This window comes from Amycolatopsis sp. NPDC033938, from assembly GCF_055575975.1.
Genome location: NZ_JBVIRO010000027.1, coordinates 64,694 through 91,097, shown reverse-complemented (window position 1 = coordinate 91,097; position 26,404 = coordinate 64,694). Strand labels below are relative to the sequence as shown.

The 26,404-nt window shown below is 68.7% G+C and carries 20 protein-coding genes and 1 pseudogene; 10 read left to right on the top strand and 11 right to left on the bottom strand.

Going from position 1 to position 26,404, the window contains the following annotated elements:
- Positions 1-108: 108 nt before the first annotated feature.
- The 3 genes from ACZ5ZX_RS38745 to ACZ5ZX_RS38735 all read right to left on the bottom strand — a co-directional run bounded on the left by ACZ5ZX_RS38745 (position 109) and on the right by ACZ5ZX_RS38735 (position 3,290).
- Positions 109-378, bottom strand: a complete 270-nt coding sequence (locus ACZ5ZX_RS38745; protein WP_465506967.1) for a hypothetical protein — start codon at positions 376-378, stop codon at positions 109-111.
- A 181-nt stretch (positions 379-559) separates the two neighbouring features.
- Positions 560-2,509, bottom strand: coding sequence for a glycerol kinase GlpK (gene glpK / locus ACZ5ZX_RS38740; protein WP_465506966.1), 1,950 nt, complete (start codon positions 2,507-2,509; stop codon positions 560-562).
- 13 nt (positions 2,510-2,522) lie between these two features.
- Positions 2,523-3,290, bottom strand: coding sequence for an IclR family transcriptional regulator (locus ACZ5ZX_RS38735; RefSeq protein WP_007033228.1), 768 nt, complete (start codon positions 3,288-3,290; stop codon positions 2,523-2,525).
- A gap of 151 nt (positions 3,291-3,441) precedes the next feature.
- Between ACZ5ZX_RS38735 and ACZ5ZX_RS38730 the strand changes: the two genes are divergently transcribed.
- From ACZ5ZX_RS38730 to glpD, 3 genes are read left to right on the top strand one after another with little or no spacing between them, the layout of a single operon-like run.
- Complete coding sequence (locus ACZ5ZX_RS38730; RefSeq protein WP_465506965.1) at positions 3,442-4,263, top strand: MIP/aquaporin family protein; 822 nt, start codon at positions 3,442-3,444, stop codon at positions 4,261-4,263.
- A gap of 24 nt (positions 4,264-4,287) precedes the next feature.
- Entirely contained in the window at positions 4,288-5,805 is a 1,518-nt protein-coding gene (gene glpK / locus ACZ5ZX_RS38725) for a glycerol kinase GlpK (protein WP_465506964.1), read from the top strand.
- 5 nt (positions 5,806-5,810) lie between these two features.
- On the top strand, positions 5,811-7,526 hold the full coding sequence (glpD, locus tag ACZ5ZX_RS38720) for a glycerol-3-phosphate dehydrogenase (protein ID WP_465506963.1): 1,716 nt from the start codon (positions 5,811-5,813) through the stop codon (positions 7,524-7,526).
- An 83-nt stretch (positions 7,527-7,609) separates the two neighbouring features.
- Here the strand turns inward: glpD and ACZ5ZX_RS38715 are convergent, their stop codons facing one another.
- A complete protein-coding gene (locus ACZ5ZX_RS38715; RefSeq protein WP_465506962.1) occupies positions 7,610-8,341 on the bottom strand; it encodes an SDR family oxidoreductase in 732 nt (243 codons plus the stop codon).
- A gap of 114 nt (positions 8,342-8,455) precedes the next feature.
- On the opposite strand from ACZ5ZX_RS38715, the gene ACZ5ZX_RS38710 reads away from it, so the two are divergent.
- Positions 8,456-8,932 (top strand): RrF2 family transcriptional regulator, encoded by a 477-nt coding sequence (locus ACZ5ZX_RS38710; protein WP_465506980.1) that lies wholly within the window; start codon positions 8,456-8,458, stop codon positions 8,930-8,932.
- Here the strand turns inward: ACZ5ZX_RS38710 and ACZ5ZX_RS38705 are convergent.
- Positions 8,913-10,223 carry an MFS transporter gene (locus ACZ5ZX_RS38705; protein WP_465506961.1) on the bottom strand — a complete coding sequence of 437 codons (1,311 nt, stop codon included), beginning with the start codon at positions 10,221-10,223 and terminating at the stop codon, positions 8,913-8,915. The two genes, ACZ5ZX_RS38710 and ACZ5ZX_RS38705, sit on opposite strands and share 20 nt — an antisense overlap.
- Positions 10,224-10,290: 67 nt before the next feature.
- Here ACZ5ZX_RS38705 and ACZ5ZX_RS38700 point away from each other — a divergent pair, with 67 nt between their 5' ends.
- On the top strand, positions 10,291-11,241 hold the full coding sequence (locus ACZ5ZX_RS38700; RefSeq protein ID WP_465506960.1) for an Lrp/AsnC family transcriptional regulator: 951 nt from the start codon (positions 10,291-10,293) through the stop codon (positions 11,239-11,241).
- A 2-nt stretch (positions 11,242-11,243) separates the two neighbouring features.
- Here ACZ5ZX_RS38700 and ACZ5ZX_RS38695 read toward each other — a convergent pair whose 3' ends face one another.
- Positions 11,244-12,044 (bottom strand): NmrA family NAD(P)-binding protein, encoded by an 801-nt coding sequence (locus ACZ5ZX_RS38695; protein ID WP_465506959.1) that lies wholly within the window; start codon positions 12,042-12,044, stop codon positions 11,244-11,246.
- Between the two features lie 141 nt (positions 12,045-12,185).
- On the opposite strand from ACZ5ZX_RS38695, the gene ACZ5ZX_RS38690 reads away from it, so the two are divergent.
- Together ACZ5ZX_RS38690 and ACZ5ZX_RS38685 are read left to right on the top strand one after the other, a co-directional pair.
- A complete protein-coding gene (locus tag ACZ5ZX_RS38690) occupies positions 12,186-12,401 on the top strand; it encodes a hypothetical protein (protein ID WP_465506958.1) in 216 nt (71 codons plus the stop codon).
- A 167-nt stretch (positions 12,402-12,568) separates the two neighbouring features.
- Complete coding sequence (locus ACZ5ZX_RS38685; protein WP_465506979.1) at positions 12,569-15,145, top strand: glycoside hydrolase family 3 protein; 2,577 nt, start codon at positions 12,569-12,571, stop codon at positions 15,143-15,145.
- A gap of 306 nt (positions 15,146-15,451) precedes the next feature.
- On the opposite strand, the gene ACZ5ZX_RS38680 is transcribed toward ACZ5ZX_RS38685, so the two are convergent.
- Both ACZ5ZX_RS38680 and ACZ5ZX_RS38675 read right to left on the bottom strand, forming a co-directional pair.
- Positions 15,452-16,789 (bottom strand): M20/M25/M40 family metallo-hydrolase, encoded by a 1,338-nt coding sequence (locus ACZ5ZX_RS38680; protein WP_465506957.1) that lies wholly within the window; start codon positions 16,787-16,789, stop codon positions 15,452-15,454.
- On the bottom strand, positions 16,786-17,952 hold the full coding sequence (locus ACZ5ZX_RS38675) for an MFS transporter (RefSeq protein WP_465506956.1): 1,167 nt from the start codon (positions 17,950-17,952) through the stop codon (positions 16,786-16,788). The genes ACZ5ZX_RS38680 and ACZ5ZX_RS38675 overlap by 4 nt, the downstream gene beginning before the upstream one ends.
- 74 nt (positions 17,953-18,026) lie before the next feature.
- Between ACZ5ZX_RS38675 and ACZ5ZX_RS38670 the strand changes: the two genes are divergently transcribed.
- On the top strand, positions 18,027-20,867 hold the full coding sequence (locus ACZ5ZX_RS38670; protein ID WP_465506955.1) for a helix-turn-helix transcriptional regulator: 2,841 nt from the start codon (positions 18,027-18,029) through the stop codon (positions 20,865-20,867).
- Here the strand turns inward: ACZ5ZX_RS38670 and ACZ5ZX_RS38665 are convergent, their stop codons facing one another.
- Complete coding sequence (locus tag ACZ5ZX_RS38665; RefSeq protein ID WP_465506954.1) at positions 20,868-22,067, bottom strand: oxygenase MpaB family protein; 1,200 nt, start codon at positions 22,065-22,067, stop codon at positions 20,868-20,870.
- A gap of 115 nt (positions 22,068-22,182) precedes the next feature.
- Between ACZ5ZX_RS38665 and ACZ5ZX_RS38660 the strand changes: the two genes are divergently transcribed.
- Positions 22,183-22,803, top strand: a complete 621-nt coding sequence (locus ACZ5ZX_RS38660; RefSeq protein ID WP_465506953.1) for a TetR/AcrR family transcriptional regulator — start codon at positions 22,183-22,185, stop codon at positions 22,801-22,803.
- On the opposite strand, the gene ACZ5ZX_RS38655 is transcribed toward ACZ5ZX_RS38660, so the two are convergent.
- Entirely contained in the window at positions 22,766-23,431 is a 666-nt protein-coding gene (locus ACZ5ZX_RS38655; RefSeq protein ID WP_465506952.1) for a TetR/AcrR family transcriptional regulator C-terminal domain-containing protein, read from the bottom strand. The genes ACZ5ZX_RS38660 and ACZ5ZX_RS38655 overlap by 38 nt on opposite strands.
- An 81-nt stretch (positions 23,432-23,512) precedes the next feature.
- Here ACZ5ZX_RS38655 and ACZ5ZX_RS38650 point away from each other — a divergent pair, with 81 nt between their 5' ends.
- The gene (locus ACZ5ZX_RS38650) at positions 23,513-24,931 is read left to right on the top strand and encodes an FAD-dependent monooxygenase (protein WP_465506951.1); all 1,419 of its coding nucleotides are present in this window, start codon (positions 23,513-23,515) and stop codon (positions 24,929-24,931) included.
- Positions 24,932-25,054: 123 nt separating this feature from the next.
- Here the strand turns inward: ACZ5ZX_RS38650 and vanA are convergent.
- Positions 25,055-26,088: pseudogene (gene vanA, locus ACZ5ZX_RS38645) on the bottom strand (D-alanine--(R)-lactate ligase).
- Positions 26,089-26,404: the final 316 nt, after the last annotated feature.

Genomic DNA, 26,404 nt, shown 5'->3' with positions numbered 1-26,404 from the left:
GGGCCTGGGGGGGCGGTGTGTGGGGGCGCGGCGGGGGGGCGGGGGGGGGGGTGGGCGGATGGTCTGTTCGCGTCTGTACCCCCAATCCGCCCGACACGACCGGGGAGGTCAGAGCAGTTCGGAGGAGACCACCGAAGGCAGGCCGCGCAGCCCCTCCAGCAACGCTTCGACCTCGTCCTCCGCGATCAGGACGGCGCAGGTCATCGTGCTTTCCCGGACGCCGTCGCGCACGTCGACGGACAGGTTGTGGACGAGGCAGCCGAGTGCGGCGACCAGGTCGGGAATCTGTTCGACGCCGCCGACGAAGTAGGTGGCGATCCGGCGGCGGACCATCAGCGCGGAACGAGGGGCGGGAACGTGAAACGAGACGACGGACATCGTGGATCTCCAGGAACGGGAACGGAAAGGCCAGAAGGGCCAGGTCCCGGGAAGATGCCCCGTATCGAGGGGTCGCCGGACTGCGCGCCGGCGACCTGGTTTCAGCCGGCGCGCTTGAGTACGAGTCGAGCGAAGCGCTGCATGGGCGACAGGCTAGCACGCCGCCCGGGAACGTCAACGGCTACAGCCGCAGCCGCGCCCCTTGGTCGCGGACGTGTGCGGCCGAACCGCAGTCGAGGTCCAGTTGCCGTTGCCGTTCCGCGACGAAAGCCCGTCCGAGGCCGGTCCGGTCCGAAGTGGACATCGTGCGCCGGAGTTCGTTCAGCAGTCCGCGTTCCTCGGAACGGATATGCGCGGCGACCGAATTCTCCAGCGTCACCAAGGCTTTCTCGGAGTCGGTGGCTTCCAGCACGGCCAGCAATTCGGAGGCGAGACCGCTCTCCGTCATATCGGGACGGACGATCCGTTCCGTCGCGGTGACGTGGGCGACCAGCAACGCCGACAGTTCCGCGACCAGCGCTGGACGGTCGGCCTCGTCGTTGCGGAGGTCCCGGAACAGCTGCTCGATCCGGCGGTGGTCGGCCAGGACGACCTCGACCAGGTCGGAACCCGGGGGTGCGGCCGTCGGCCCCGGCCGCATCCAGCCGAAGGTCAGTTCCACGGCCTGCCGCCAGTGCGCGTATTCGCTGTCGCGGCGGGTGGGGTTCATCGACGGCAGCCACTGCCCGGCGCGGTGCCAGTTCCGGCGCAGGCCCTCCAGATCCGGCCAGTACCCGACCGACAACCCGGCCGCGTACGCCGCGCCGAGTGACACCGTCTCGGCGACCATCGGGCGGACCACCGGCACGTCGAGGACGTCGGCGACGAACTGCATCAGCAGGTTGTCCGCGGTCATCCCGCCGTCCACTTTGAGCGTGGACAGCGCGAGCCCGGAATCGGCGTTCATCGCGTCGACGACCTCGCGTGTCTGCCAGCCAGTCGCCTCCAGCACGGCCCTGGCCAGGTGGCCCTTGGTGATGTACGACGTCAGTCCGGCGATCACGCCGCGCGCCTCGCTGTGCCAGTGCGGCGCGAAGAGACCGGAGAACGCGGGCACGATGTAGCAGCCGCCGTTGTCCTCGACCGTACGGGCCAGTGTCTCGATCTCGGGCGCGCTGCCGATCAGTTCCAGTCCGTCGCGGAACCACTGCACCAGCGAACCGGTGACCGCTATCGAGCCTTCCAGCGCGTACACGGCGGGCTCGTCGCCGATCTTGAAGCCGACTGTCGTCAACATGCCGTGGTCCGACAGCACCGGGGTCGGACCGGTGTTGAGCAGCAGGAAACTACCCGTCCCGTAGGTGCACTTCGCCTCGCCGGGCGCGAAGCAGGTCTGCCCGAACAAGGCCGCTTGCTGGTCACCGAGCGCCGCGGCGATCCGGATCCCGGGCACCACCCGCGAGGTCGTCCCGTACACCTCTGTCGACGGCCGGATCTCCGGCAGCATCGCGCGGGGGACGTCGAAGAACTCCAGCAGTTCGTCGTCCCACGACAGCGTCCGCAGGTTCATCAGCATGGTGCGGGAGGCGTTGGTGACGTCGGTGACGTGGACGCCGCCGCCCGCCCCACCGGTCAGGTTCCAGATCAGCCAGCTCTCGACCGTGCCGAACAGGACATCGCCGCGTTCGGCGCGTTCCCGCAGGCCGGGCGTCCTGTCCAGCAGCCACCGGATGCGGGGTGCGGAGAAGTACGTCGCCAGCGGCAGCCCGCACAGTTGCCGGACGCGGTCGGCACCCGGCTCGCGGGCGAGTTGTTCGAGCATCGCGTCGGTGCGGGTGTCCTGCCAGACGATCGCGCGGCCGACCGGGTTGCCGGTGTGCCGGTCCCACAGCACGGTGGTCTCCCGCTGGTTCGCGATGCCGAGACCGACCACCTGCCCGGCTTCGGCGCCGGCGTCGGCCAGCGCCTGCGGCACGATCCGCCCGACGTTGCGCCAGATCTCCGTCGCGTCGTGTTCCACCCAGCCCGGGCGGGGGAAGTGCTGCTGGTGCTCGCGCTGCGCGACCGACACCAGCCGTCCGCGCGCGTCGAACAGGATGCACCGCGTCGAGGTGGTGCCCTGGTCGATCGACATCACATAGCGCTGGACCACGCGAACACCTCCATCACCATCGGGACGCGCCGAGATCGCGCGAGACCGCCCGTGCCGCGTCGCGCACGTGTCCGAGCAGCCGCGGGATCGGGCTGCCGTCGGCTTCACAGATCCGTTCCGTCGCGCCGGACACCCCGATCGCGCCGACCACGATGCCGCCGTGGCCGCGGATCGGGGCCGCGATCCCGGCCTCGCCGGTGATCATTTCGCCGTTCTCGCTCGCCCAGCCCGCTTCGCGTACCTTGCCGCAGGCGCGTTTGATCGCGGTCTGGGTGACCAGGGTCCGGCGGGTGTAGGCCTCCGGTTCGCCGGTGCGCAACGATGCCACGAGACCGGTGTCGTAGGCCAGCAGGACCTTGCCGAGCGCGGTCGCGTGCAACGGGAGAAGCGTGCCGACGTCGAGGGTTTGCAGACTGTCATCGGGCCGGAACACGTGGTGCACCACCAGGACCCGGCCCTCCAGCGGCGCGCCGATCCGGACGGCCTCGCCGCTGCGTGCGGCGAGCGCGTCGGCCCAGTTGATCGCACGGGACCGGAGTTCGTTGACGTCGAGGTAGCTCGTGCCCAGATGCAACAGCGCCGCACCCAGTTGGTATTTCCCGGTGTCGCGGTCCTGTTCGACAAAGCCGACTCCTTGCAGGGTGCGCAAGATGCCGTGCGCCGTTCCCTTGGCGAGTTCGAGGGAATCGGCGATCTCACCGACCCCGAGACGGCCGGAACCGCGCGCCAGCAACCGCAGGATCGCGGCGGCGCGCTCGATGGACTGGATCGGACCGGGCACGGCCACACCGTAGCCCGACCGGCGCTGATTCGACAATGTCGAACATCGTCTTCGGACGTTCGACAATGCCGACCGGTGTCCGTTGACCCCGGGTTTCCGCGAACTTAACTTCGGCCTCATCAGGGCAACGGTGTCCTTTGTGGAGGAAGCAATGGTGCGAAACCTCAAGGCTCGCGGACTCGCGGGCGAACTGGCGGCGGAGTTCGTCGGGACGATGATCCTCATCCTGTTCGGCTGCGGGGTGGTGGCTCAAGTCGTCGCCGCGGGCATCGGGGATCACGACAGCATCGCGTGGGCGTGGGGCATCGGTGTCACGCTCGGTATCTATGTCGCTTCGCGGATCAGCGGCGCGCATCTGAATCCGGCCATCACCGTGGCGCTCGCGGTGTTCAAGGGCTTCTCGTGGCGCAAGGTCGCCCCGTACGCCTTGGCGCAGACCGCCGGCGCGTTCCTCGCCGCGCTGATCGTGCGCTGGAACTACACCGAGGTGCTCAACGCCGCGGACCCCGGCCTGACGATCAAGACCCAGGGTGTCTTTTCCACCCTTCCGGGTAACGGAACCCTTCCGGTGGGTGACTGGGGCGCTTTCCGCGACCAGATCATCGGAACGGCGATCCTCGCGCTCGTGATCTTCGCCATCACCGACCTCCGCAACACCGCGCCCGCCGCGAACCTCGCCCCGGTCGTCGTCGGTTTCCTGGTCGTCGCGATCGGCATGGCCTGGGGCACCAACGCCGGTTACGCGATCAACCCCGCCCGTGACTTCGGCCCGCGGCTGATGTCCTGGCTCACCGGGTACGACACGGCGTTCACCGACCAATACGGCTATCCGTACTGGTGGATCCCGATCGTGGCCCCGGTCATCGGCGCGGTCATCGGCGGCGCGATCTACAAGTTCTTCATCGAGCGCTACCTGCCCGCCGATCCCGCTCCGGAAGCCTTGCCCGCCAAGGATCTCGAGCCCGCCGCCTGAGCCGTCCTCAAAGGAGAGACAGAGATGCCTGACTACATCGGCGCCGTCGACCAGGGCACCACCAGCACGCGATTCATGATCTTCGACCACGGTGGCAACGAGATCGCCCGCCACCAGCTCGAACACGAGCAGATCCTGCCGAAGCCGGGCTGGGTCGAACACGATCCGACCGAGATCTGGGAGCGGACCCGGTCGGTCATCGCCACCGCGCTCAACAAGGCGAACCTGACCACGGCCGACCTCGCTGCGCTCGGCATCACCAACCAGCGCGAGACCACCGTCGTGTGGAACCGCCGCACCGGCCGCCCGTACTGCAACGCCATCGTGTGGCAGGACACCCGCACCGACCGGATCGCGTCGGCGCTGGACCGGTCCGGCAAGGGCGACGTCATCCGGCGCAAGGCCGGGCTGCCGCCCGCGACGTACTTCTCCGGCGGCAAGCTGCAGTGGATCCTGGAGAACGTCGACGGCGTCCGCGAAGACGCCGAAAAGGGCGACGCGCTCTTCGGTACCACCGACACCTGGCTGATCTGGAACCTCACCGGCGGGCCCGACGGCGGTGTGCACGTGACCGACCCGACCAACGCGTCGCGCACGATGCTGATGGACCTAGAAACCCTGGACTGGGACGACGAACTGCTGTCGTTCTTCGACATCCCCAAGCAGATGCTGCCGTCCATCGCGCCGTCGTCGAACAACGGCCGCTTCGGCGTCACCCGCGCGGACGGCCCGCTCGGCGGCGAGGTCGCCATCACCGGTGTGCTCGGTGACCAGCAGGCGGCGACCGTCGGCCAGGTGTGCTTCCGCCCCGGCGAGGCCAAGAACACTTACGGCACCGGCAATTTCCTGCTGCTCAACACCGGACACGAGGTCGTGCGGTCGAAGCACGGCCTGCTGACGACGCTGGCCTACCAGTTCGGCGACGAGAAGCCGGTGTACGCGCTGGAAGGCTCCATCGCCGTCACCGGTTCCGCCGTGCAGTGGCTGCGCGACCAGCTGGGCATCATCAGCGGCGCGTCGCAGAGTGAGAGCCTCGCCCGCCAGGTCGAGGACAACGGCGGCGTCTACTTCGTCCCCGCGTTCTCCGGGCTTTTCGCGCCCTACTGGCGTTCGGACGCGCGCGGCGCGATCGTCGGGCTCACCAGGGCGACCACCAACGCGCATCTGGCGCGCGCGACGCTCGAAGCGATCTGCTACCAGACCCGCGACGTCGTCGAGGCCATGCAGAACGACTCGGGCGTCACGCTCGACGTGCTGCGGGTGGACGGTGGCGTGACCGCGAACGAACTCTGCATGCAGCTGCAGGCCGACATCCTCGGCGTGCCGGTGTCGAAGCCGGTCGTCGCCGAGACCACCGCGCTCGGGGCCGCCTACGCGGCCGGTCTGGCCGTCGGGTTCTGGAAGTCCACCGACGAGCTGGAGCAGAACTGGAACGAGGACAAGCGCTGGACTCCGTCGTGGACGGACGAGCAGCGCGCCGAGGGCTACGCGGGCTGGCAGAAGGCCGTCGGCCGCACCCTCGACTGGGTCGAGGTCGAGTGAGCCCGATGAAGACGAGGAGAAACACTGTGACACCCGTACCGCTTTCCCCGGTCTACCGCGCGGAGACGTTGCGCAAGCTCGCCCGCGAAGAGGTCGAAGTCCTGGTCGTCGGCGGGGGAGTGACCGGTGCCGGCGTCGCGCTCGACGCGGCGTCGCGCGGGCTCTCCGTCGCGCTCGTCGAGGCTCGCGACTTCGCCGCCGGGACGTCCAGCCGGTCCAGCAAGCTGATCCACGGCGGGCTGCGTTACCTGGAGAACCTGGACTTCAAACTGGTCCGTGAGGCGCTGAAGGAGCGGAGTCTGCTGCTGCAGACGCTGGCGCCGCATCTGGTCCGGCCGGTGAAGTTCCTGGTGCCGCTCAAGCACCGCGTCTGGGAACGCGGCTACATCGGCGCGGGTGTCACGCTCTACGACACCCTCGGCGGGGCTCGCGCGCTGCCGCGCCACCGGCATCTGTCCAAACGCGGCGCGGCGAAGGTGGCGCCCGGACTGGCCGAAGACGCCCTGATCGGCGCGATCCAGTACTACGACGCCCAGGTCGACGACGCCCGCCACACGATGATGATCGCGCGGACGGCGGCCGAACAAGGCGCTTCGGTGCTCACCCGGGCGCGAGTGACCTCCCTGATCCGAGAGGGTGAGCGCGTCGTCGGCGCGAAGGTCGTCGACCGCGAGAGCGGTGCGGAGATCGAGGTCCGGGCGAAGACGGTCGTCGCGGCCACCGGCGTCTGGAGCGACGACATGGCCGAGGCGGCGGGTATCCCGGCGCCGTTCACCGTGCGCGCGTCGAAGGGCATCCACCTGGTGGTGCCGCGCGAGAAGATCGACCTGGACACCGGGTTGATCCTGCGGACCGAGAAGAGCGTCCTGTTCGTCATCCCGTGGGGACGGCACTGGATCGTCGGCACCACCGACACCGAATGGGACCTCGACCGGGAGCACCCGGCGGCCAGCCAGGCCGACGTGGACTACGTGCTCGACCACGTCAACGCCGTACTGCGCACGCCGATCACCGCCGACGACATCGAAGGCGTCTACGCCGGGCTTCGGCCGCTGCTGGCCGCGAAGGCGACCTCGACGACGAAGCTGTCGCGGGAGCACGCCGTCGCGCATCCGGTGCCCGGCTTGGTGATCGTGGCGGGCGGCAAGTACACGACGTACCGGGTGATGGCCGCGGACGCGGTCGACGTCGCGGTGGAGGATCTCGGCCGCCCGGCGCCGTCGTCGTGGACCGAGCGTCTGCCGATCGTGGGCGCGACGGGTTACCACGAGCTGTGGGGCGCGCGGCACACGCTCGCCCAGCGCTCGGGGTTGCCGCTGAACCGGATCGAGCACCTGCTGCAGCGCTATGGCACCGCGGTGGAGGACATCCTGGAGTCGATGTCGGAGCGTCCGGAACTGGGCGAGCCGATCCCGGGAACGACGGAATACCTGAAAGCGGAGGTCGTCTACGCGGTCTCGCACGAGGGCGCCTTGCACCTGGAGGACGTCCTGACGCGCCGTACGCGGATCTCGATCGAGGAACGCGATCGCGGTGTGACGGCGGCGCCGGTGGTGGCCGCGCTGATGGCGCCGCTGCTGGGCTGGGACTCGCACCGGCAGGAGCGCGAGGTCACCAATTACCTCGCCCGGGTCGAGGCGGAGCGTTCCGCGCAGGCCCAGCCGGATGACGAAGCGGCGAACGCCAGCCGTCTCGCCGCTCCGGCGCTGCTGTCGAGCTGACCGCCGCTCTGGTCGCCCCGACGCGCGTGAAGGCCCCCTTCCCTCGGCTCAGCCGAGGAAGGGGGCCTTCACGCGCTGTGCGCTTACTTGAGCCAGTCGAGGTAGCGGGTCGCGGCGATGCGGGCGCCGTCCTTGGTGGTGAGCACGTCGCCGCGGACGGCGGAGAACATTCCCGCCGTCTCATCGGTGGTCACCGGACGGGTGTCTCCCTGGGCGGACAAGGTGATCCGGCCCAGTTCGTCCAGCGGGTAGACGTCAGGACCGCCCACGTCGAGGGTCCCGTTCAGCGGCTTTCCGGCCGCGACCTCGGAAACGGCGGCGGCGACGTCCGCCGCGGCGATCGGCTGGATCGGTGTGCTGGGCAGCCGGACCGTGTTCTCGTCGGCGGTCCAGGACAGCACCGCGTCGACGAACTCCATGAACTGGGTGGCGCGGACGATCGAGTAGGGGACCCCGCTGCCCTTGAGGATGTCTTCCTGCAGCGTCTTGGCCTGGTAGTAGTCGAGTTCGGGAACCTGGTCGACGCCGACGATCGACAAGATCACGAAATGCCCGGTGCCCGCCTTCTTCGTCGCGGCAACGAGGTTGTCCATCGACGTCCGGAAGAACGCGGGGGAGGCCTCGTCGAAGGTCGGGGAGTTCGTGAGGTTGACGACCACGTCGGCGCCGTCGAGCGCGGCGTCCAGCCCCTGTCCCGTGAGCAGGTCGACCCCGGTGGACGGCGAATGCGGGACCGCCTCGTGCCCTGCTTCGTTCAGGTTCCGCACGACCTGTGAGCCGATCAGTCCGGTGCCGCCGATGATCGCGAATTTCATGACCCAGTGCCCTTCGTCGACAGATGCCCGCTAACTCGGACACCTCATGTCCGAGATAATACTCAGACATATTGTGTCCGAGTCAAGGGGCGGGTTAGAGTCATCCGGGTGAAGATGTCCGGCGGGGTCGAATGGGCGCTGCACTGCTGTGTCGTGCTGACGTCGGTCGACGAACCCGCGCCGGCCGCGCGTCTGGCGCAGCTGCACGACGTCTCCCCGAGCTATCTCGCGAAGCAGCTTCAGGCTCTTTCGCGGGCCGGCCTGATCCGGTCGGTGCAGGGGAAGTCCGGTGGCTACGTCCTCACCAGGCCGCCTTCGGAGATCACGGTGCTCGACGTCGTCGAGGCCATCGACGGGCCCGGTCCCGCCTTCGTCTGCACCGAGATCCGGCAACGCGGGCCGATGGCGACGCCGCCCGAAGCGTGCACGGCGCCGTGCGCCATCAGCCGCGCGATGGCAGGAGCCGAAACGCAGTGGCGGGCCGCGTTGCGCGCGGTCTCCATCGCGGACCTGGCCGAAGACGTCCGGGGCGACTACGGTCCGGGCGCGCTCGCCGGGATCGGCGCGTGGTTCAAGGCCGCTGAAGGCTAGGCCGTTTCCTGGGCCGGTACATCAGCGCGGTGGTCGCCATGGTCGTCAGCACCAGCGCCCCCGCCAGTGAGAACGTCCACATCAGTGAGCGTCCCTGCAGGAAGACGGTGCCGAGGACGGCGACGCCGAGCGTCGCGCCCAGTTGCTGCACCGCGTTCAGCAGTCCCGCCGCCGAACCGGTCTCATGTGGACGGACCCGGGACAACGCCGTCGTGAAGAACGGAACTGTGAACAGCCCCAGTCCGAGGCCGCCGACGCCGAGCGCGAGAGGCAGCGGACCCGTCATCGCCAGCAGGATTCCGGCGAGCAGCGACGTCAGACCGGCGAACGCGACGCGCGACCCGTGGCGGGGGACGAGCCACCGGCCCGCCGCCCACGACGACAGTGCCAGCCCGCCCGACCACGGCAGCAAGGTCAGGCCGGACGCCAGCACACTCCGGCCTTCGTCGAGTTGCTGATGCAGGACGACCACGAGCATCAGCCCGTTCATCACCGCGAAGAACAACGTCGACGTCACCAGCGCCGCCGGGAAGCCGTGGTGGCCGAACAGGCTCGGCTCGACCAGCGGATGCCGCCGCGCCCGCTGATGGAACCCGAACACCACCAGGACGGCGACGCCGCCGGAGAACAGTGCCCAGTTCCACTGGTCGATCAGCGGATAGACCATCAGCGCGGTACCGAGCGAGGCGAGGGCCGTGCCCTGCAGGTCCAAGCGGATCCCTTGCGCGGAACGGTCTTCCGGCAACAGTCTGCCCGCCGCGAGCACCGCGATCGAGATCGGCACGTTCACCAGGAAAGCCGCCCGCCAGGTCGACAGCTCCGTCAACGCGGCACCGAGCAGCGGCCCGCTCACCGCCGAAAGGCCGACCACCGGCCCGTTCCAGCCGAGTGCCGCGGCCAGCGCCGGGCCGGTGTAGAGCGTTTTGATCAACCCGATGGTCTGCGGGATCACCAAGGCCGCCGCCGCACCCTGCACCGCCCGCGCGCCGATCAGCACGGCGGTGTCCGGCGCGAGTGCGCAGCAGAGTGACGCGAAGGCGAACGCGGCGACGCCGGACAGGAAGATCCGGCGGCGGCCGAAGATGTCGCCGAGCCTGCCGCCCGCGATCAGGAGTACCGCGAACGGGAGGGTGTACGCGGCGCCGAACCACTGGATGGTGGACGCGGGACCGCCGAGGTCGGCGTGGATCGCCGGACCGGCAACCTGGGTGATCGTCGCGTCCAGCACGTTCATCGCCTCGGCCGCGAGCAGGATGGCGAGCGGAGCCGGGCTGGTTTTTGTCTCTTGCATGACCGCGATGGTCGGGCGACGATGGGCTTCGTTCCACGAATCCGGCGCCGAATGGATGAAATCTTCCATGCTTGACGAGATCGACCGCGGTTTGATCCATGCGCTCCACCTGGATGGCCGGGCGCCGTTCAGCCGTGTCGGCGCCGTGCTCGGCGTGTCCACGCAGACCGTCGCGCGCCGCTACCAACGGCTTCGCTCCGAAGCGGGGTTGCGGGTGGTGGGTCTGCCCGATCCCGGCAAGGCAGGCCTGACGCAGTGGATCGTGCGGCTCACCGCCCAGCCGGCCACGGCGCGGACGCTCGCCCGTTCGCTGGCGAAGCGGTCGGACACGTCCTGGGTCAAACTGACCTCGGGCGGCACGGAAATCGTCGCGATCGCGCAGACGCCGAGGGATTCGCCGAGTGCGATGCTGCTGCACGACATCCCGCGCACCGCCACCGTCACGGCGGTGTCCGCCCATCTCATGCTGCACACCTATCTCGGCGGCCCGACGGCTTGGCACGGACGGTTGGCCGCACTGACCGAGGAGCAGCGAGAAGCGTTACGCCCCAAGGAAACCGCTGTCGATCACGGTCCGCTGACCCCGGTGGACCACGCCCTGATCGACGTGCTCCGTCACGACGGCCGGATGAGCGTCACGCAGCTCGCCGTCGCGACCGGCCTGGCGCCGTCGACCGTGACCCGCCGCCTGGACGATCTTCGCGCGAGCGGTGCGCTCTTCTTCGACGTCGAGATCAACGCGGCCCTGTACGGCGTGACCACCCAGGCGTTCCTGTGGATGGCGATCGCACCGGCGGATCTGGACGAGGTCGCGACGACCCTGGCCACCCACGAGGAGCTGGCGGTGGTCGCCGCCACGACCGGGCCGACCAATCTGATCGCGCAGGCGTTGTGTCCCGACCCCGCCGCGCTGCACCACTACCTCACCCGCCGGCTCGGCGCGCAGCGTGCGATTCGCACCCTGCACACCGCTCCGGTGCTGGAGATCGTGAAGGCGGTCGGACCGCTTCCGGCGTGAGTTCAGAACCGGTCGGGGTGTTCCGCGACCCACTGGGCGAACGTACGGGGCCGGCGGCCGGTCACCTTCTCGACCGTGTCGTCCACAGTGCTCGCCTCCGCGGGCGGGTCGGCATACCAGGCGATGACGTACTCGGCGTCTTCGCGGGAGACTCCGGTGGCCGTCAGCCGGTCGATGGCCGCCTGGTGGGGCAATTCGGCGAACGTGATTTCCTTGCCGAGGGTCTTCGCGAGGATCGCGACCCGCTGACGCGGGGTCAGCACTTCCGGGCCGGTCAGGTTGTAGGCCTGACCAGAATGGCCGTCTTCGACCAGCGCGGTAACCGCGACGGCGGCGATGTCGGCCTCGTGCACGAGCGCGCTGGGGAAATCGTACGGCTCGCGGACCACGCCGTCGGCGCGGATCGCGTCGATCCAGGTCAGCGTGTTGGACATGAATTCCTGAGGCTCCAGGCGCGTCCATTCCACCCCGGACTCGGCCATCGCCTGTTCCGTAGGACCGACGTAGCCGCCCCACACCATGGTCATCCGGCGCACGCCCGCGTCCACGGCGCACTTCACCAGGTCGGCGCCGACCTCGGCGAGCCCGGCCGTCGCGGTGATGTGCAACCGCGTGACGCCGTCGAAGGCTCCGGCCAGCGTTTCCGGCGCGGTGTGCGTGCCTTCCACCACTTCGACGCCCGCCGGAAGCCGGGCTCCGGCGGGATTCCTGGTAAGTGCCCGGACGCGTTCCCCGCGCCGGAGCAGTTCGGCCACCACGTGGCGGCCCGTGTTTCCGGTGGCTCCTGTCACCAAGACGGTCATGCTCGATTCCCTTCGTCTTCCGCGAAGGTAAAAGCTCCAGCAATGTAGAGGTCAAGCGGACCGATCAGGAATCGAGAAGCGCCGGCCCCCGCCGGATCCCTAGCGTCTTCGCCACAGGCAAACCGACTTCAGGAGGTTCCCGTGAACAAGCGGATCCGGACGTTCCACCGCTGGACGTCCCTCGTTTTCGTCGCGACCGTCATCGTCTGCTTCGTCGTCGTGGCGATGGGCGATCCTGCCGGCTGGGTGCTCTACACTCCGCTGCCGCCGCTCTTCCTGCTGATGTTCAGCGGTCTGTACCTGTTCTTCCTGCCGTACGCGGTCAAACGGCGCGATCGGCGCCGCGTGGCCGGGTGACATGTCAAGTCTTATTTTATGACAAAAAATAACAACCGCGGTACGGGTCCGAAACCCTTGACGGGCCAGTCCGCCTCCGGTGAAGATCGGCCGGTCCCCGCCTCCCGCAGAATGGACAGACCATGGCAAGACGTTCTCGTGCGCGCCGAAGTCCGCTCGTCGCCTTGATGAGCCTCGCCCTGCTCGGCGGGGCCGTGGCGGCCGCGCCGTCGGCGGGGGCGGCCGACCAGCCCATGATCGGGAAACCCGCGCTCGACCGGGACGGCTGCGCCCGGATCGAGAAGAGTCTCCCGACGCTCGCCGACTGGCCGAAGGTCGAGAGCCGGTTCAAGGGCAAGGCCGGTGACGAGCAGCGGATCGCCCAGCTCCTCAAGGGGATGACCCTCGAGGAGAAGGTCGGGCAGATGACCCAGCCCGAGATCGCCGCCATCACCCCCGACGAGGTCCGCCAGTACTCCATCGGCTCGGTACTCAACGGTGGCGGTTCGTGGCCGAACCAGGACAAGCACGCCTCCCAGCAGGACTGGCTGAAGCTCGCCGACGCCTACTGGGACGCCGCCAAGAGCAGCCGGACCCGGACCCCGGTGATCTGGGGCATCGACGCCGTGCACGGCAACAACAACGTCTACGGCGCCACCGTCTTCCCGCACAACATCGGTCTCGGCGCGGCGCACGACCCGTGCCTGGTGCGCGACATCTCCGCGGCGACGGCCCGGCAGATCCGCGCCACCGGCCAGGACTGGGCGTTCGCGCCGACGCTGGCCGTCGTCAAGGACGACCGCTGGGGCCGGACCTACGAAGGGTTCTCCGAGGATCCGCGGATCACCCGGGCGTACGGCTACGAGGCGATCAACGGTCTCCAGGACGGATCGTCCAAGCGCATCGGCTACAACGGCGTGATCGGCACCGCCAAGCACTTCATCGGTGACGGCGGCACCCTCAAGGGGCAGGACCAGGGGGTCAACCCGTCCTCCGAAGCCGAGATGATCAATGTCCACGGACAGGGCTACTACGGCGCGCTCGCGGCGGGCACCCAGACCGTGATGGTGTCGTTCAACAGCTGGACCAACGCCGAACTCGGGATCAACGAGGGCAAGCTGCACGGCAGCGACAAGGCGCTGAACCAGATCCTGAAGGGCAAGATGGGCTTCGACGGCCTCGTCGTGTCCGACTGGAACGGCATCGGCCAGGTCCCCGGCTGCACCAACGCGTCGTGCCCGCAGGCGATCAACGCCGGTATCGACATCGTGATGGTCCCGCACGACTGGAAGGCGTTCATCGCCAACACCGTCGCGCAGGTGAACGGCGGTCAGATCCCGCTCTCGCGGATCGACGACGCGGTGACCCGTATCCTGCGCGTCAAGCTGCGCTCCGGGCTGTACGAGTCGCAGAAGCCGTCCGAGCGTTCCTACGCCAACTCCGACGAAGCGCTGATGGAGACCTGGCTGGCGCGCGACGCGGTCCGCTCGTCGCAGACGCTGTTGAAGAACAACGGCGACGTGCTGCCGCTGAAGCCGAAGTCGAAGGTCCTGGTGGTCGGCAAGAGCGCGGACAGCATCCAGAACCAGACCGGCGGCTGGACGCTGAGCTGGCAGGGGACCGGCAACACCAACGCCGACTTCCCGAACGCCACCTCGATCCTCGCCGGGCTCAAGCAGCAGTTGGGCGACGTCAACGTCACCTTCGACGAGAAGGGCGACACCGACCCGAAGGGCTACGACGCCGTCATCGCCGTCATCGGTGAGACCCCGTACGCGGAGGGCGTCGGCGACCTGACCCGCAAAACGCTCGAAGCCGCGAAGCTCTACCCCGAGGACCTGGCCGTTCTGGACAAGGTCCGTGGCAAAGGCGCTCCCGTCGTCACGGTCTACGTCGGCGGCCGCCCGCTGTACATGAACAAGGAGATCAACCGCTCGGACGCGTTCGTGGCGGCCTGGCTGCCCGGTACCGAGGGCGGCGGAGTCGCCGATGTCCTCGTCAAGGGCGGCTTCAAGGGCACCCTGCCGTACTCCTGGCCGAAGAGCGCCTGCCAGACACCACTGAACGCCGGTTCGCCCGAGTACGATCCGCTGTTCAAACTCGGCTACGGCCTCAAGACCGGGCAGCGGGTCACCATCGGGCAACTCGACGAGACGGCCGGGCCGGTGACGTGCGGTTCGACCGGTGGCGGCGGGACCGCGACCGAGGACCTCGAGCTGTTCAACCGGACGGATGTCGCACCGTACAAGGGTTTCATCGGTTCCGCGCAGAACTGGGGCGGCACCGAGATCGGCCCGGACGGCACCGCTTCGCACGCCGAGATCGCGGTCGTTCAATCCGATGTGAACGTCCAGCAGGACGGCCTCAAGTCGACCTGGACCGGCACCGGCCCCGCCCAGCTCTACTTCCAGAACCCGGCCGGTACCAACGATCTGCGCGGTTACCTCAACGCCGACGCGGCGCTGGAGTTCGACACCATCGTGCATCAGGCACCGGCAGGCCGGACGGTGCTCAGCATGCACTGCGTCTACCCGTGCTTCTCCGAGGTCAACGCGACCAAGCTGTTCACCGACCTGGCGGGCGCGCCGAAGTTGACGGTGAAGATCCCGGTGTCGTGCTTCGCGAACGGGTTGGATCTGGAGAACGTCAACACGCCGTTCCTGGTGTACACCGAGGGGCAGTTCTCCGCTTCGTTCGCGAACGTGCGGTGGGTGCCGAAGGGGGCTCAAGATCCCGACGCGAGGCCTTGTTCGAGTCTGAACTGAAAGTCTCGTGAGTGGTGATGACGGTTATTGAGGGGTAAGGAAAACGTGGTGTGGCCTGAAGGCTCCCTTTGGGACGTTGAAGGTCTCGAAGGGAGCCTTCAGGACATCAGGCTTCGACGCTGGGGTCGCGGCATGAGCAGCAGTGGTGTCGGCCACGATAACTTCGCCTGACCCCTCAACAGAATCGACTTTCGCTGACCGGTCCAGATCCGCGTCGTGAAGGCCTCCTTCCCTACCTTGAGAGTAGGGAAGGAGGCCTTCACGGCCCCCACGGACACCCCCACGGTTGCCATACCTCTAGAAACGTTATTGCCACTCACGAGGGGAGCGGCTGAGTTCGGTGAGCAGCAGGGCTTCCGCATGGCAAGCTCGTCCGAACTCCGTGAGGTGCACGCTTTCGTCGGCGCCGTGCGGGTTCGAGTCCGTGTCCGCGCCCGCGCTGGTGATCAGGATCGCGGCGGCGGGGAACGCGGCGGCGAATTCCGCGACGAACGGGATGCTGCCTCCGCTGCCGATGTGGACCGCGTCCTCGCCGTAGGCCGCGCGGTAGGCGCGTCCGGCCGCCGCGTAGGCGGGATGGGAGGTGTCGACGTGGTGGGGTTGTGCGATCTCCGTGACCGAAACCGACACCCGCGCGCCCCACGGGGTGTACGTGGTCAGGTGCTCGGCGAGCGCCGCGGCGGCGCGGACCGCGTCGTCGCCTGGGGCCACCCGCAGTCCGACCTTGGCCTTGGCCACCGGGATGAGGGTGTTCGACGCGTCCGCGACAGGGGGCGCGTCGATGGCGAGGACACCCACCGCCGGTTTGGCCCACAGCCGCTCCGCGATGGAGCCCGTGCCGTGTAGCTCGACACCGTCGAGCACACCCGCCTCGGCGCGATACCTCGGCACCGGATAGCCGTATTCGGGAACGGATCCGGTCTTGAGGCCTGCCACGGCGACGTCACCGTGTTCGTCGTGCAAGGTGGCGAGCAGCCTGCACAACGCGCTGAGCGCGTCGGGTGCCGGGCCACCGAAGCCACCCGAGTGCACACCGGTCTCCAGCGTGCGCAGTTCGACGACGCACGCGGCCGTGCCGCGCAGGGAAGTGGTGAACGCCGGTGTGCCGCGCTCCAGGTTCTCCGAGTCGGCGAGTACGATCACGTCGGCGGCGAGCCGGTCGCGGTACCGGGTGAGCAGGGCGCCGAGTGTCGGCGAAGAGATCTCCTCCTCTCCCTCGACGAGCACGGTGACGCCGACCGGGGGCTTGCCCTCGTGCGCGAGCACCGCGGCGAGGTGGGCCGCGATACCGGACTTGTCGTCGGCTGTGCCCCTGCCGAACAGCCGTCCGTCGCGCTCGGTCGGCTCGAACGGCCGGCTGTTCCACTGCGCGAGGTTACCGGCGGGCTGGACGTCGTGGTGGGCGTACAGCAGGACGGTCGGCTGCCCGGGTGGTGCCGGATATCTGGCCAGTACCGCGGGCAGGCCGCCCGGGATGTCGTCGAGGATTTCGACCTCCGGCATACCCGCGTCGCGGAACAGTGTGGCCGTCAGTTCGGCGCTGCGTCGCACGTCGTCGGTGGATCCCGCGCTCACCGACGGGACCCGCACCAGTGCGTCGAGCGCGGCACGCGCCGTCGACAGCGCCTTGTCGACATGGATCATGACCTGTCTTCCTTCCGGTCGAGTATCGCGGGGACGAGCGCGGCGAGCAGCACGGCGGCGGTGAACGCGAACCCGGTCAGGTAGCCGAACGGTCCGGTCAGCAGCCCGAAAGCGACCGCGCCGATGCCGAATCCCGCGTCGTAGGCCAGGTTCCACAGCGCGCTCGTGCGACCGTATTCGGCGGCGTCGACCCGCTCGATCATCAGTGCCAGCGTCACGTTCTGCGCCGCGCCGAATCCGGCACCGAACAACGCCATCCCGGCGACGATCGCGAGCGAACTGTCCGTCGACAGCAGCAACGCCGCGCCGACGGCCGAGACGAGCACGGACGGAACGAACAGCCGCCCGGAGCCGTGCCGGTCCCCGAACCGGCCGGCGGCGAAGCGGGCGGCCGACATGGTCAGTGACTGCACGAGGAGCGCGATGGCCGCCGTACCGCGTGCTTCGGCAGGCACCGCCAGCGGGAGGAAAGTCGCGAACACCCCCGCGCCGAACGTGATCGCGGTGAAGGCCACCGTCGGCCGGGCGAGCCCGCGGACTCGAAAGGCCCCCAGCATCGAATGCGCCGGTGTCGCGTCGCCTGGTTTCGACGGCAGCGCCGACACGACGGCCAGCGGCACCAGCGCCACCACGGCGGCGGCGATGAACACCGCCGTGAACCCGAACCGCTCGCTGAGCCAGATCCCGGCCGGCAGTCCCACGACCGCGGGCACCCCGACCACGACGCCGTAGAGCGCGAGCCCTTCGGCGCGGCGCCGGGCCGGGGCCAGCTCCGCGGCGAGCGCGCTCCCGATGACGACCACGATCCCGAGCCCGGCGCCACGCACCAGGCTGACCGCCAGCACCAGCGCGGTGGCGGGCGACGCGATCAACACGAGTGCGGGCACGCCGAGCAGAACCAGGCCGAGAGCGAACACGGCGCGGTAGCCGAGCCGGGCCAGCAGTCGCGGCACGGCCAGTTCGGTCAGCACCGTGGACAGCATCATCGCGCCGGTGGCGAGCCCGGCGCCGAGTCCGCCGCCGCCCGATTCCGCCGTGTACACCGGGACCACCGACACCAGCAGGTAGAACCCGCTGAGCGCGCCGAAGGCGGCTATCAGCAGCATCACCAGCTGCCTGCTCACCCGTGGTGAGGTCGTCCTGTCCAGGGAGTCGCCGATCATGGCGCCAGCCTGCGGTGCCCGGACGCGGTCCGGCATCGGGCAGGTGACCTATTCGGGTCCTTAGACTTCGGCCCATGGCGCTCGTGGAACGGGATCGGGAACTGGCTGGGCTGCGTGCCGCCTTCGACCAGGCAGGCGCGGGCGCGCCGGCCACCGTCCTGATCGCCGCCGACGCGGGAGTGGGGAAGTCGAGCCTGGTCGGCGAGTTCGCGGCGACGCTCGGCGACGCGGCGCGAGTGCTGTCCGGCGGTTGCCTCGACCTCGGAGAGAACGGTCTCCCCTTCGCGCCGTTCACCTCGATGCTGCGTGACCTGGTCGGTGAGATCGGTGTCGCCGGGGTTCTCCAGCGGCTGCCCGGCGGCGTGGCGGGCGAACTCGGACGGCTGCTGCCCGTGCTGGGATCACCACCCGCCGGGGACACGGAGCTGGCCAAGGCACGCCTGTTCGAACAGCTGCTGTCCCTGGTGCAGTCCCTGGCCGAGGAGGGGCCCACGGTGCTGCTGGTCGAGGACGTCCATTGGGCGGACCGGTCGACCCGGGAACTGCTCCTGTTCCTCGTCGGGAACCAGCGGGCGGTGCCTGCCGTGCTCATCCTGCTCACTTACCGGACCGATCTCGACCGCACTCACCACGGGCGGCTGTTGCCGTCGGAGCTGGCCAGGATCGGCTGGGTCCGGAGGCTCGACCTCCACCCGCTGTCCAGGCGAGGGGTGACAGCGCAGCTGCGTGAGTTGCTCGGTCACGAGCCGGATGTCGATCTCGGCGACGAGGTCTTCGCGCGGAGCGAGGGCAATCCGCTGTTCGTCGAGGCTTTGCTGAGTTGTCGTGATCAGCGTGGTCCCGTAGTGCCGCAGTCGATCCTTCAGCTGCTGATCGCCCCGCTGACACGCTTGCCCGCGCCGAGTCAAGAGGTCGTGCGCGCGGCGTCGGTCTGCACTGTCCACATCGGACATGAGCTGCTCGCGACGGTCACCGGGCTCGACGAGACGGCGCTGACGGCCGCGCTGCGCCCCGCCGTCGCGGCGAACCTGATCGGGGTGAGCGGCGAGGGCTACCGGTTCCGGCACGCGTTGGTCCGCGAGGTCGTCCAGGACGATCTGCTCCCCGCGGAGCGCGCCCGGCTGCATGTGCGTTACGCCGAAGCCCTCGAACGTGATCCGTCGCTCGCGTTGCCGGGAAAGGCGGGCGCGCAGCTCGCCGTCCACTGGGCGGCGGTCGCCGACAAACATCCCGCCAGAGCGCTGACCGCGGCTTGGCGCGCCGCAGCGGCGGCCGGGCGGTCACTGGCTTATGCCGAGCAGCTGCACTTGCTCACCGAAGTACTGCGGCTGTGGAGGCTCGTGCCCACCGCGGAAGACCAGGTCGGTGCCGGACGCCGTGACGTGCTCGGCATGGCGGTGGACGCGGCCACCTCGGCAGGCGACGTGACCCGCGCCCTCGCCTTCCTCGAGCCCCTGCTCGCCGAGATCGACGCCACGGCCGAGCCGGGCGGGGCGGGCCGGTTGCTGATGTGCCGGGGAGAGCTGCGGCACGCGCTCGGACAGCCCGGCGGACTCGAGGACCTGCGTGCCGCCGCCGCACTGATCCCCGAAACGGATCCGACGGCGGCGACGGCACTGGCGACCCTTTCCCGTCGTCTGCTGACAGTGCCGTGCGAGGCCGAGGGGCGGCTGGTCGCCGAGGCGGCGATCACCGCCGCCCGGCGCTTCGGCGATGTCCGCGCCGAGGTGATGGCGACGGCCGACCTGGCCTACTCCCACGCCAGAACAGGCGATCTCGACACGCAATTGCCGAAGCTGCGAGAAGCGGGCACGACCGCGCGAAAACACGCCGACGACGTCGCACTCCTGCACGTCTTGCGCCGCGAAGCCGATGTACTGCAAGGCGAAGGGAGGCACGCGGCGGCGGCGACGGTGGCCCGGTCCGGTCTCGCCGTGTGCACGGCGGCCGGTCTGGTGCGGACGGCGGGCCCGATCCACGCGGCGAACCTCGCCGAAGCGTTGATCGCCGTCGGCGACTGGGACGAAGCCGCCGAGACGATCGAAAACGCGCTCGGTCACCCGCCGATCCCCGGCCTCGACGCCTATCTGCTGGTCCTGCACGGCACGATCCGGCTGGCCAGAGGGGATCTCGCCGGAGCGGAGACAGCGTCCGCGTACGCACGCGAGGTGTTCACCCGCGGCTATCCCGATACGCAAGACCTGCTGCCGCTCGCCCGGCTGAACATCGACCTGAAACTGGCTGGGCACCGGCACGCCGAGGCCGCCGCGCTGGTGACCGAAACGTTGACCTTGCCGGACATCGAGGAGAGCCCACGGTATCTGTGGCCGGTGCTGGTGGCCGGAGCCCACCTGCCCGAATTCCGTCCCCGGTTGCGGTCGTTGGCCGACACGGTCCCGACGATCGGCCCGGTGCAAGAGGCGCACCGGCTCACCTTCCTCGCGCTCACCGATCCCGGACAGGCCGCCTGGGATCGGGCCGCCGCGGCCTGGGCGGAGCTGGGGGAGCCCTACCCCGAGGCACGGGGATTGCTGGCGGCGGCGACAGCCGCCATCGAGACCGGCGCCCACGACGACGCGGCCACTCGTCTCCGCCGCGCCGCCGCGCACGCCGACCGGCTCGGCGCCGTCCCGTTGAGCGCCGAGATCGCCCGGTTGGCGACGGCCCTTCGTGTCTCCTTGGCCGAACCCGAAGAGTCCGCGCTCGACCGCCATGGCCTCACCGGGCGGGAAATCGAGGTGCTGCGACTGCTCGCCGAAGGACGGACCAACCGCCAGATCGCCGTCGAGCTCTACATTTCCGCGAAGACCGTCAGCACCCACGTCTCGAACATCTTGTCCAAATTGGACGTTTCCGGTCGGGTCCAGGCCGCGACGGCGGCCCACCGGCTCAACCTGCTGCCTGCCACCGGCTGATCAGGAAGGGCGGTTCATGTCGGGGATCTCGATGTGCACCGGCCTGCCTCCCGAGAGCCACAGCCGGATGTACTGCCGGATCGCCTCGTCCAGCACCCAGGCGACCGGTGGCACCAGCGGCAGCGGGATGAGCTTCTCGTGGAACGCCACCAGCGCCCGGAACGCGGTGCCGATCAGCGGATCCCAGACCGGTTCGCGCGGGATCCCGTTCCACTCGGAGACCCGGTCGCCGACGATGTACCGCGCCAGCGCGTTGACCATCGGCCGGTCGGCGCCGCCGGGACTGGTCTGCTCGGCGAGCATGTCGAGGAGGATGTCGGTGAGTTCGACGCCCTCGCGGGTCGGTCCCATCGCCGGGTCAAGCACCTGCGTGGATTGCGCGTACGCCGCGTCCCATGTCGAGGGCAGGTACTCGTCGCTGATCCCCAGCATGTGGCCGGTCACCTGCCAGCTGTGCAGGTAGGCGGCGGAATGCGCGGGGGAGACCGCGACGCGCCACTCGGTCAGCTTGCGCATCGTGTAGGTCGGCAGGGTGTGCCAGGTGACCAGCATGTCGTTCTGGCTGATCGGGATTCCCTGCTGCCAGTGCGGGGATTGCGGCAGCAGATGCCGGACGGCGGCGTGCACCAGGCGGGTCTTCACCGCGGAGACGATCATCTGGCCGTCTGGCCGGTAGGCGTTGAGCGAACCGACGTCGTAGCCGAGCTTGGCCGTCTTCGCGACGCGGTCCTTCATGTCCGCGCCGCCCTTGGAGTAGTAGACCGCCCTTGCCTCGTTCGGGATGGCGGTGCTCAGCATCCCGCCGCCGAGGCCGTTCAGCAGGTTGACGAACCGCCCGCTGACCTTCATGAAATCCGCCGCCTTGTCCAATTTGGACTGATCGGCCCACGAGGGCAGCGCTCGTGCGTGCTCGACGAACTCCCGCAGCTCCGGCGGTAGCCCGGACGGCGTCGGCTGGTCGTTCCTGGTCCAGGTTCGCAGCGCCTGGTTGACCTGTGCCACCTGCCCCCGGTCGAGGACCGCGGCGACCACCGGATCCGCTTCGGCGTCCCACACCCATTTCGGATCGGTGCCCGCCCCCGTTCCGGCCACCGAACCGCTCGGACTCCACGCCCAGGCGGGCTGAGCCAGCCCCATGGCCCCCAGCAGAGTCGCTCCGCCACTGACGATCAGCATCTTGCGTCGATTGAGTTCGGTCATGCGCCAGTACTCCTCCTTGAGTCCCGGACCTGCGGATTGATACTGTGATACAAAGTGTGCAACCGCGTATCTCAAGGAGAGCACAATCATCGCGAAGACGCCAGACCCGGATTCTTTGCTGGAGCGCGCGCTCACCGACGCGCTCGAACGCGCCGAGGAAGGCGACGAGATCGCGCTCCGGCTCCTCGACGCCGCCTACGACCAGTTCTGCCGGATGGGGATCCGGCGGTCCACGATGGAGGACGTCGCCCGCCGGGCCGGTGTCTCCCGGATCACCGCCTACCGCCGCTTCGCCACCAAGGACGCTTTGGTCGAGCAGGTGGTACGCCGCGAGTTCCGGCGCTACTTCGACCAGTTCCTGCTCGACATCCAGCACGCCGAATCGGCCGCGGACCGGGTCGTGCTCGGTTTCGCCAGCGCACTGCGGGCGATCCGGCACAACCCGCTGATCGGCGGGCTGATGACCGTCGAGCCCGACGTGCTCGTCCCGTCGATGGTCAGCGACGGCGGGCACACCCTGGCGGCGGTGCAGCGGTTCGTCGCGGGGCAGCTCCGCCGCGAGCAGCACGCCGGCAACGTCTCGGAAGACGTCGATGTCGAACTCGTCGCCGAACTGATGACCCGGGTCTCCGCCTCCTTCCTGGTCACCCCGAGTCATGTCATCGATCTCGACGACGACGAACAGGTCCGTGAAGTGGCTAGGCGGTTCCTGGTCCCGATGCTGCGGCCGAAGTGAGGCCGTCGATCAGGATGTCCAAGGCCCTGGCGAAGTCGCGCTCCGGATCGACGGTCGCGAGCGCTGGCAGCGCGCGGCTGAAGTTCGGCAGGACCGCCGGGTCGATCCGCCGGAGATAGTGGTCCATCTGCTCCTGTTCGGCTTCGCCGCGTCGTTCCGTGGCGAAGCCGGCGGTCGTCAGTAGCAGGGAACCGAACACGAGGCTGTTCAGGGCGCCGAGCGTCTGGCGGACCCCGTCGTCGTCGAAACCGGCTTCGTACAGCGCGCCGACGAGATCCTCGATCGGTTGCAGGGCGCGCAGCGAGTTCGGCGTGGCCTCGTCGGTGACCAGCGCCATCGGCACGACCGGATGCCGGGCGAGCGCGCGGTAGAGGTTGAGCACGGTGACCCGTACCCGGTCCGGCCATGGTGCGGCGGGGTCGGCCCGTTCGATCCCGCTGTAGACGCGTTCCGCGATGCCGTCGAGGATGTCGGTCTTGTTCCGGACGTGGTTGTACAGCGCCATCGCTTCGACGCCGAGTGTCTTGGCGAGCTTGCGCATCGAGAGTCCTTTGAGGCCCTCTTCGGCGGCCAAGGCGAGCGCCGCGTCCAGGACCTTCTCCCGGTTCAACGGTTCTCTTCGCGTCATCTCGGCGCCTCTCGCTTGACAGGTTTACGGTGTATCTATCATATTTACAGTGTACATTTACGCTGTAAATACGGGGGTGTCGTGAACGACGTGATCATCGTGGGCGGGGGACCGGTCGGCCTGCTGCTGGCCGGTGAGCTTCGGCTGGCGGGAGCGGACCCGCTCGTACTGGAGGCGGCTGACGGGTCCGTCCGCCGGAATCGGAGTTTCGGGTTGCGTGGTCTCAACGGCCGGACCTCGCAGTCCTTGCGGATGCGCGGCCTGACCGAGGCGTTCTCGGCGGCGCAGGCCGAGATGTTCCAAGCCGTCCGCGGGCTTTCGCGCCAGATGAAGGGCAATCGTGCCAGGGGGCATTTCGCCGGTCTGCCGCTCGTCGAGGACGAGGTCGCGCCGGGGGCGGCCGGTGGGTTCATTCTCAAACAGCATGTGCTGGAACGGATCCTCGCCGAGTGGGCGACGGGGCTCGGGGTCCGTGTCCGTCCAGGCAGTGACGTCGTCGACGTCGTCCAGGAAGAATCGGCGGTCCGGGCCGTGCTCGCCGATGGCCGTTCCGAGCGGGCCGCGTACCTGGTGGGTTGCGACGGCGGCCGCAGTGTCGTGCGGAAGCGGTCCGGGATCGCGTTCCCCGGTACGGACGCGACGATGACCGGGCGGGTCGCTTCGGTCGAACTCGCCGATCCTGGCGCGGTGAAGTCGGCCATGCACGGCCCCGGCGGGATGGTGAACCTTTCGCTGGTCCCGGGCGAGATCACCACCATGGAGTTCGAGGGCGGGCCGGGGGATCGCGACGCGCCATTGACGGTGGAGGAGATGCGGGCGAGCATCAGCCGTGTCAGCGGAATCGACGTGAAGATCGCCAGGCTGGACGGCGGAATCCGCTTCAGTGACAACACACGTCAAGCGGCCACCTACCGGCAGGGACGAGTGCTCCTGGCGGGCGACGCCGCGCATGTGCATTCGCCGATCGGCGGCCAGGGCTTGAACCTCGGCCTCCAGGACGCGATGAACCTCGGCTGGAAACTGGGTCTGGTCGTCCGGGGAGCGGCGCCGGAGTCCTTATTGGACACTTACACCGCGGAACGGCATCCCGTCGGTGAGCGCGTGCTGCGCAACACCCGGGCCCAGGTCGCCCTGATGCGTCCCGGCCCGCAGGTGGCCGCGCTCCGCGAGGTACTGGCGGAGACCTTGGAGATCCCGGCGGCCAAACGGCATTTCATCGCGATGGGCAACGGGACCGACATCGACTACGCGCCGGACTCCGCCCATCCGCTCGTCGGCCGCTTCGCCCCGCTGCCGGTGGTGGAGCGGGAAGGCCGTCCGCTTCTGGTGGGCTCCGCTCGGATCCGCGATGTCGTGAACGGCCGCGCCGATCGGGTCCGGGTCGTCGAGTCGGACGCCGGTCCCGACTTCGTGATGCGGCCGGACGGGTACGTCGCTTGGGCGGCGTCGGATGGTGAGGTGGCTGGACTGTCGGAGGCGCTCACGCTGGTCGCGGGGTAGTGCCTGCAGCGGTCGGGTGTGGAGGATTTGTCTTGATCAACGGAAGATCAGGGACTTTGAGCTGAGCGTCCCAGCGAATTCCCGTGACCAGCTCGTCAACGAAGGTGAAATTCTCGTGCATGGTCACTTGTCGGCCAGCGCCAACGACACCAGCCGATCGATCACCTCGGTCAGCGAGAAGCCGGCGGCCTTCATCATCCGCGGGTAACGGCTGTAGGAGGTCAACCCCGGCAGGGTGTTCACCTCGTTGAGCACTACGCTGCCGTCTTCCTTGACGAACAGGTCCACCCGAGCCAGACCGCGGCAGCCCAGCGCGCGGTAAATGGCCTTCGCGGTTTCCTTCACCAGATCGCGCGACTCGTCGGAGATATCGGCGGGGCAAATGAACGAGGAGTTCTCGGAGCCGGTTTCCGGCGAGGCTTCCTGGTGAATCTTGAAGAATCCGTGCGTGAGCACCACCCGGTCCAGCTCGCCGATCAGCAACTCCGAACCATTACCCAGGATGGAGCTACCGACCTCGCTGCCGACCACTGCTTCCTCGATCAGCACCTTCGCGTCGTATTCCCGGGCAGCGGTCAGCGCTGCGGACAGTTCTTCCTTGCTGGACACCTTGCTGATCCCGAAGGCGGAACCGGACCGGGCCGGCTTCACAAAAACGGGGTAGTTGAGCTGGTCGGGGTCGACATCCGCGTCGGAGTTGACGATCCAGAATTTCGGGGTGGCGATTCCGGCGTTGCTGACCACGGTGTAGGTCAGCGATTTGTCCATACACACTGCGGAACTCGGGATATCGCAGCCGACATAGGGATGCCAGAAAGTTCCAGCAGGCCTTGCATCGCGCCGTCTTCACCGAACTTGCCATGCAGCACGGGCAGCACGACATCCAGGCCGATCGAGTCGTACTTACCCTCGTCCAACACCAGCAAGCCGCGGGTGCTCCGGTCCGGCGACACCACGACCGGGCGGCAGTCGCCGCTTTCCCAGTCCCCATCCGGGCCGTCGCAGAGCTTCCACGCGCCGTCGCGGGTGATGCCGATCCAGAACGGTTCGTACTTGGCCGTATCGAGGCTCTTGGCCACCTCACGCGCCGACTTGACGGAGACGAGGTGCTCCTCGCCCGAACCGCCGAACAAGATGCCGAGCTTCAACCTGGCCATGATGCCTCCCATTTTCGAAATTCAGGCAGTTAAGGAGCTTGTTTTCCACAATATCGTGCAGCGCGTGATCGGTGGTCAGCTGGGGTTGAGTGTCCCAATCCTCCGTTGATCAAGCTCCGTCACCGGTGCGTGCAGCCCCGCGACGGTGAAGGAATCAGGACACTCAACGTCCCGATTCCTTGACCGCAGGACATCCGGCGCTTCCGGTGCTCTTTGCTCGCGGTGAAGTACATGATGGCCCCCTTCCTTGCGCTAGACGCAAGGAAGGGGGCCATCATGTACTGGGGAAGGGGGCCTTCACGGCCAGGCCGCCACT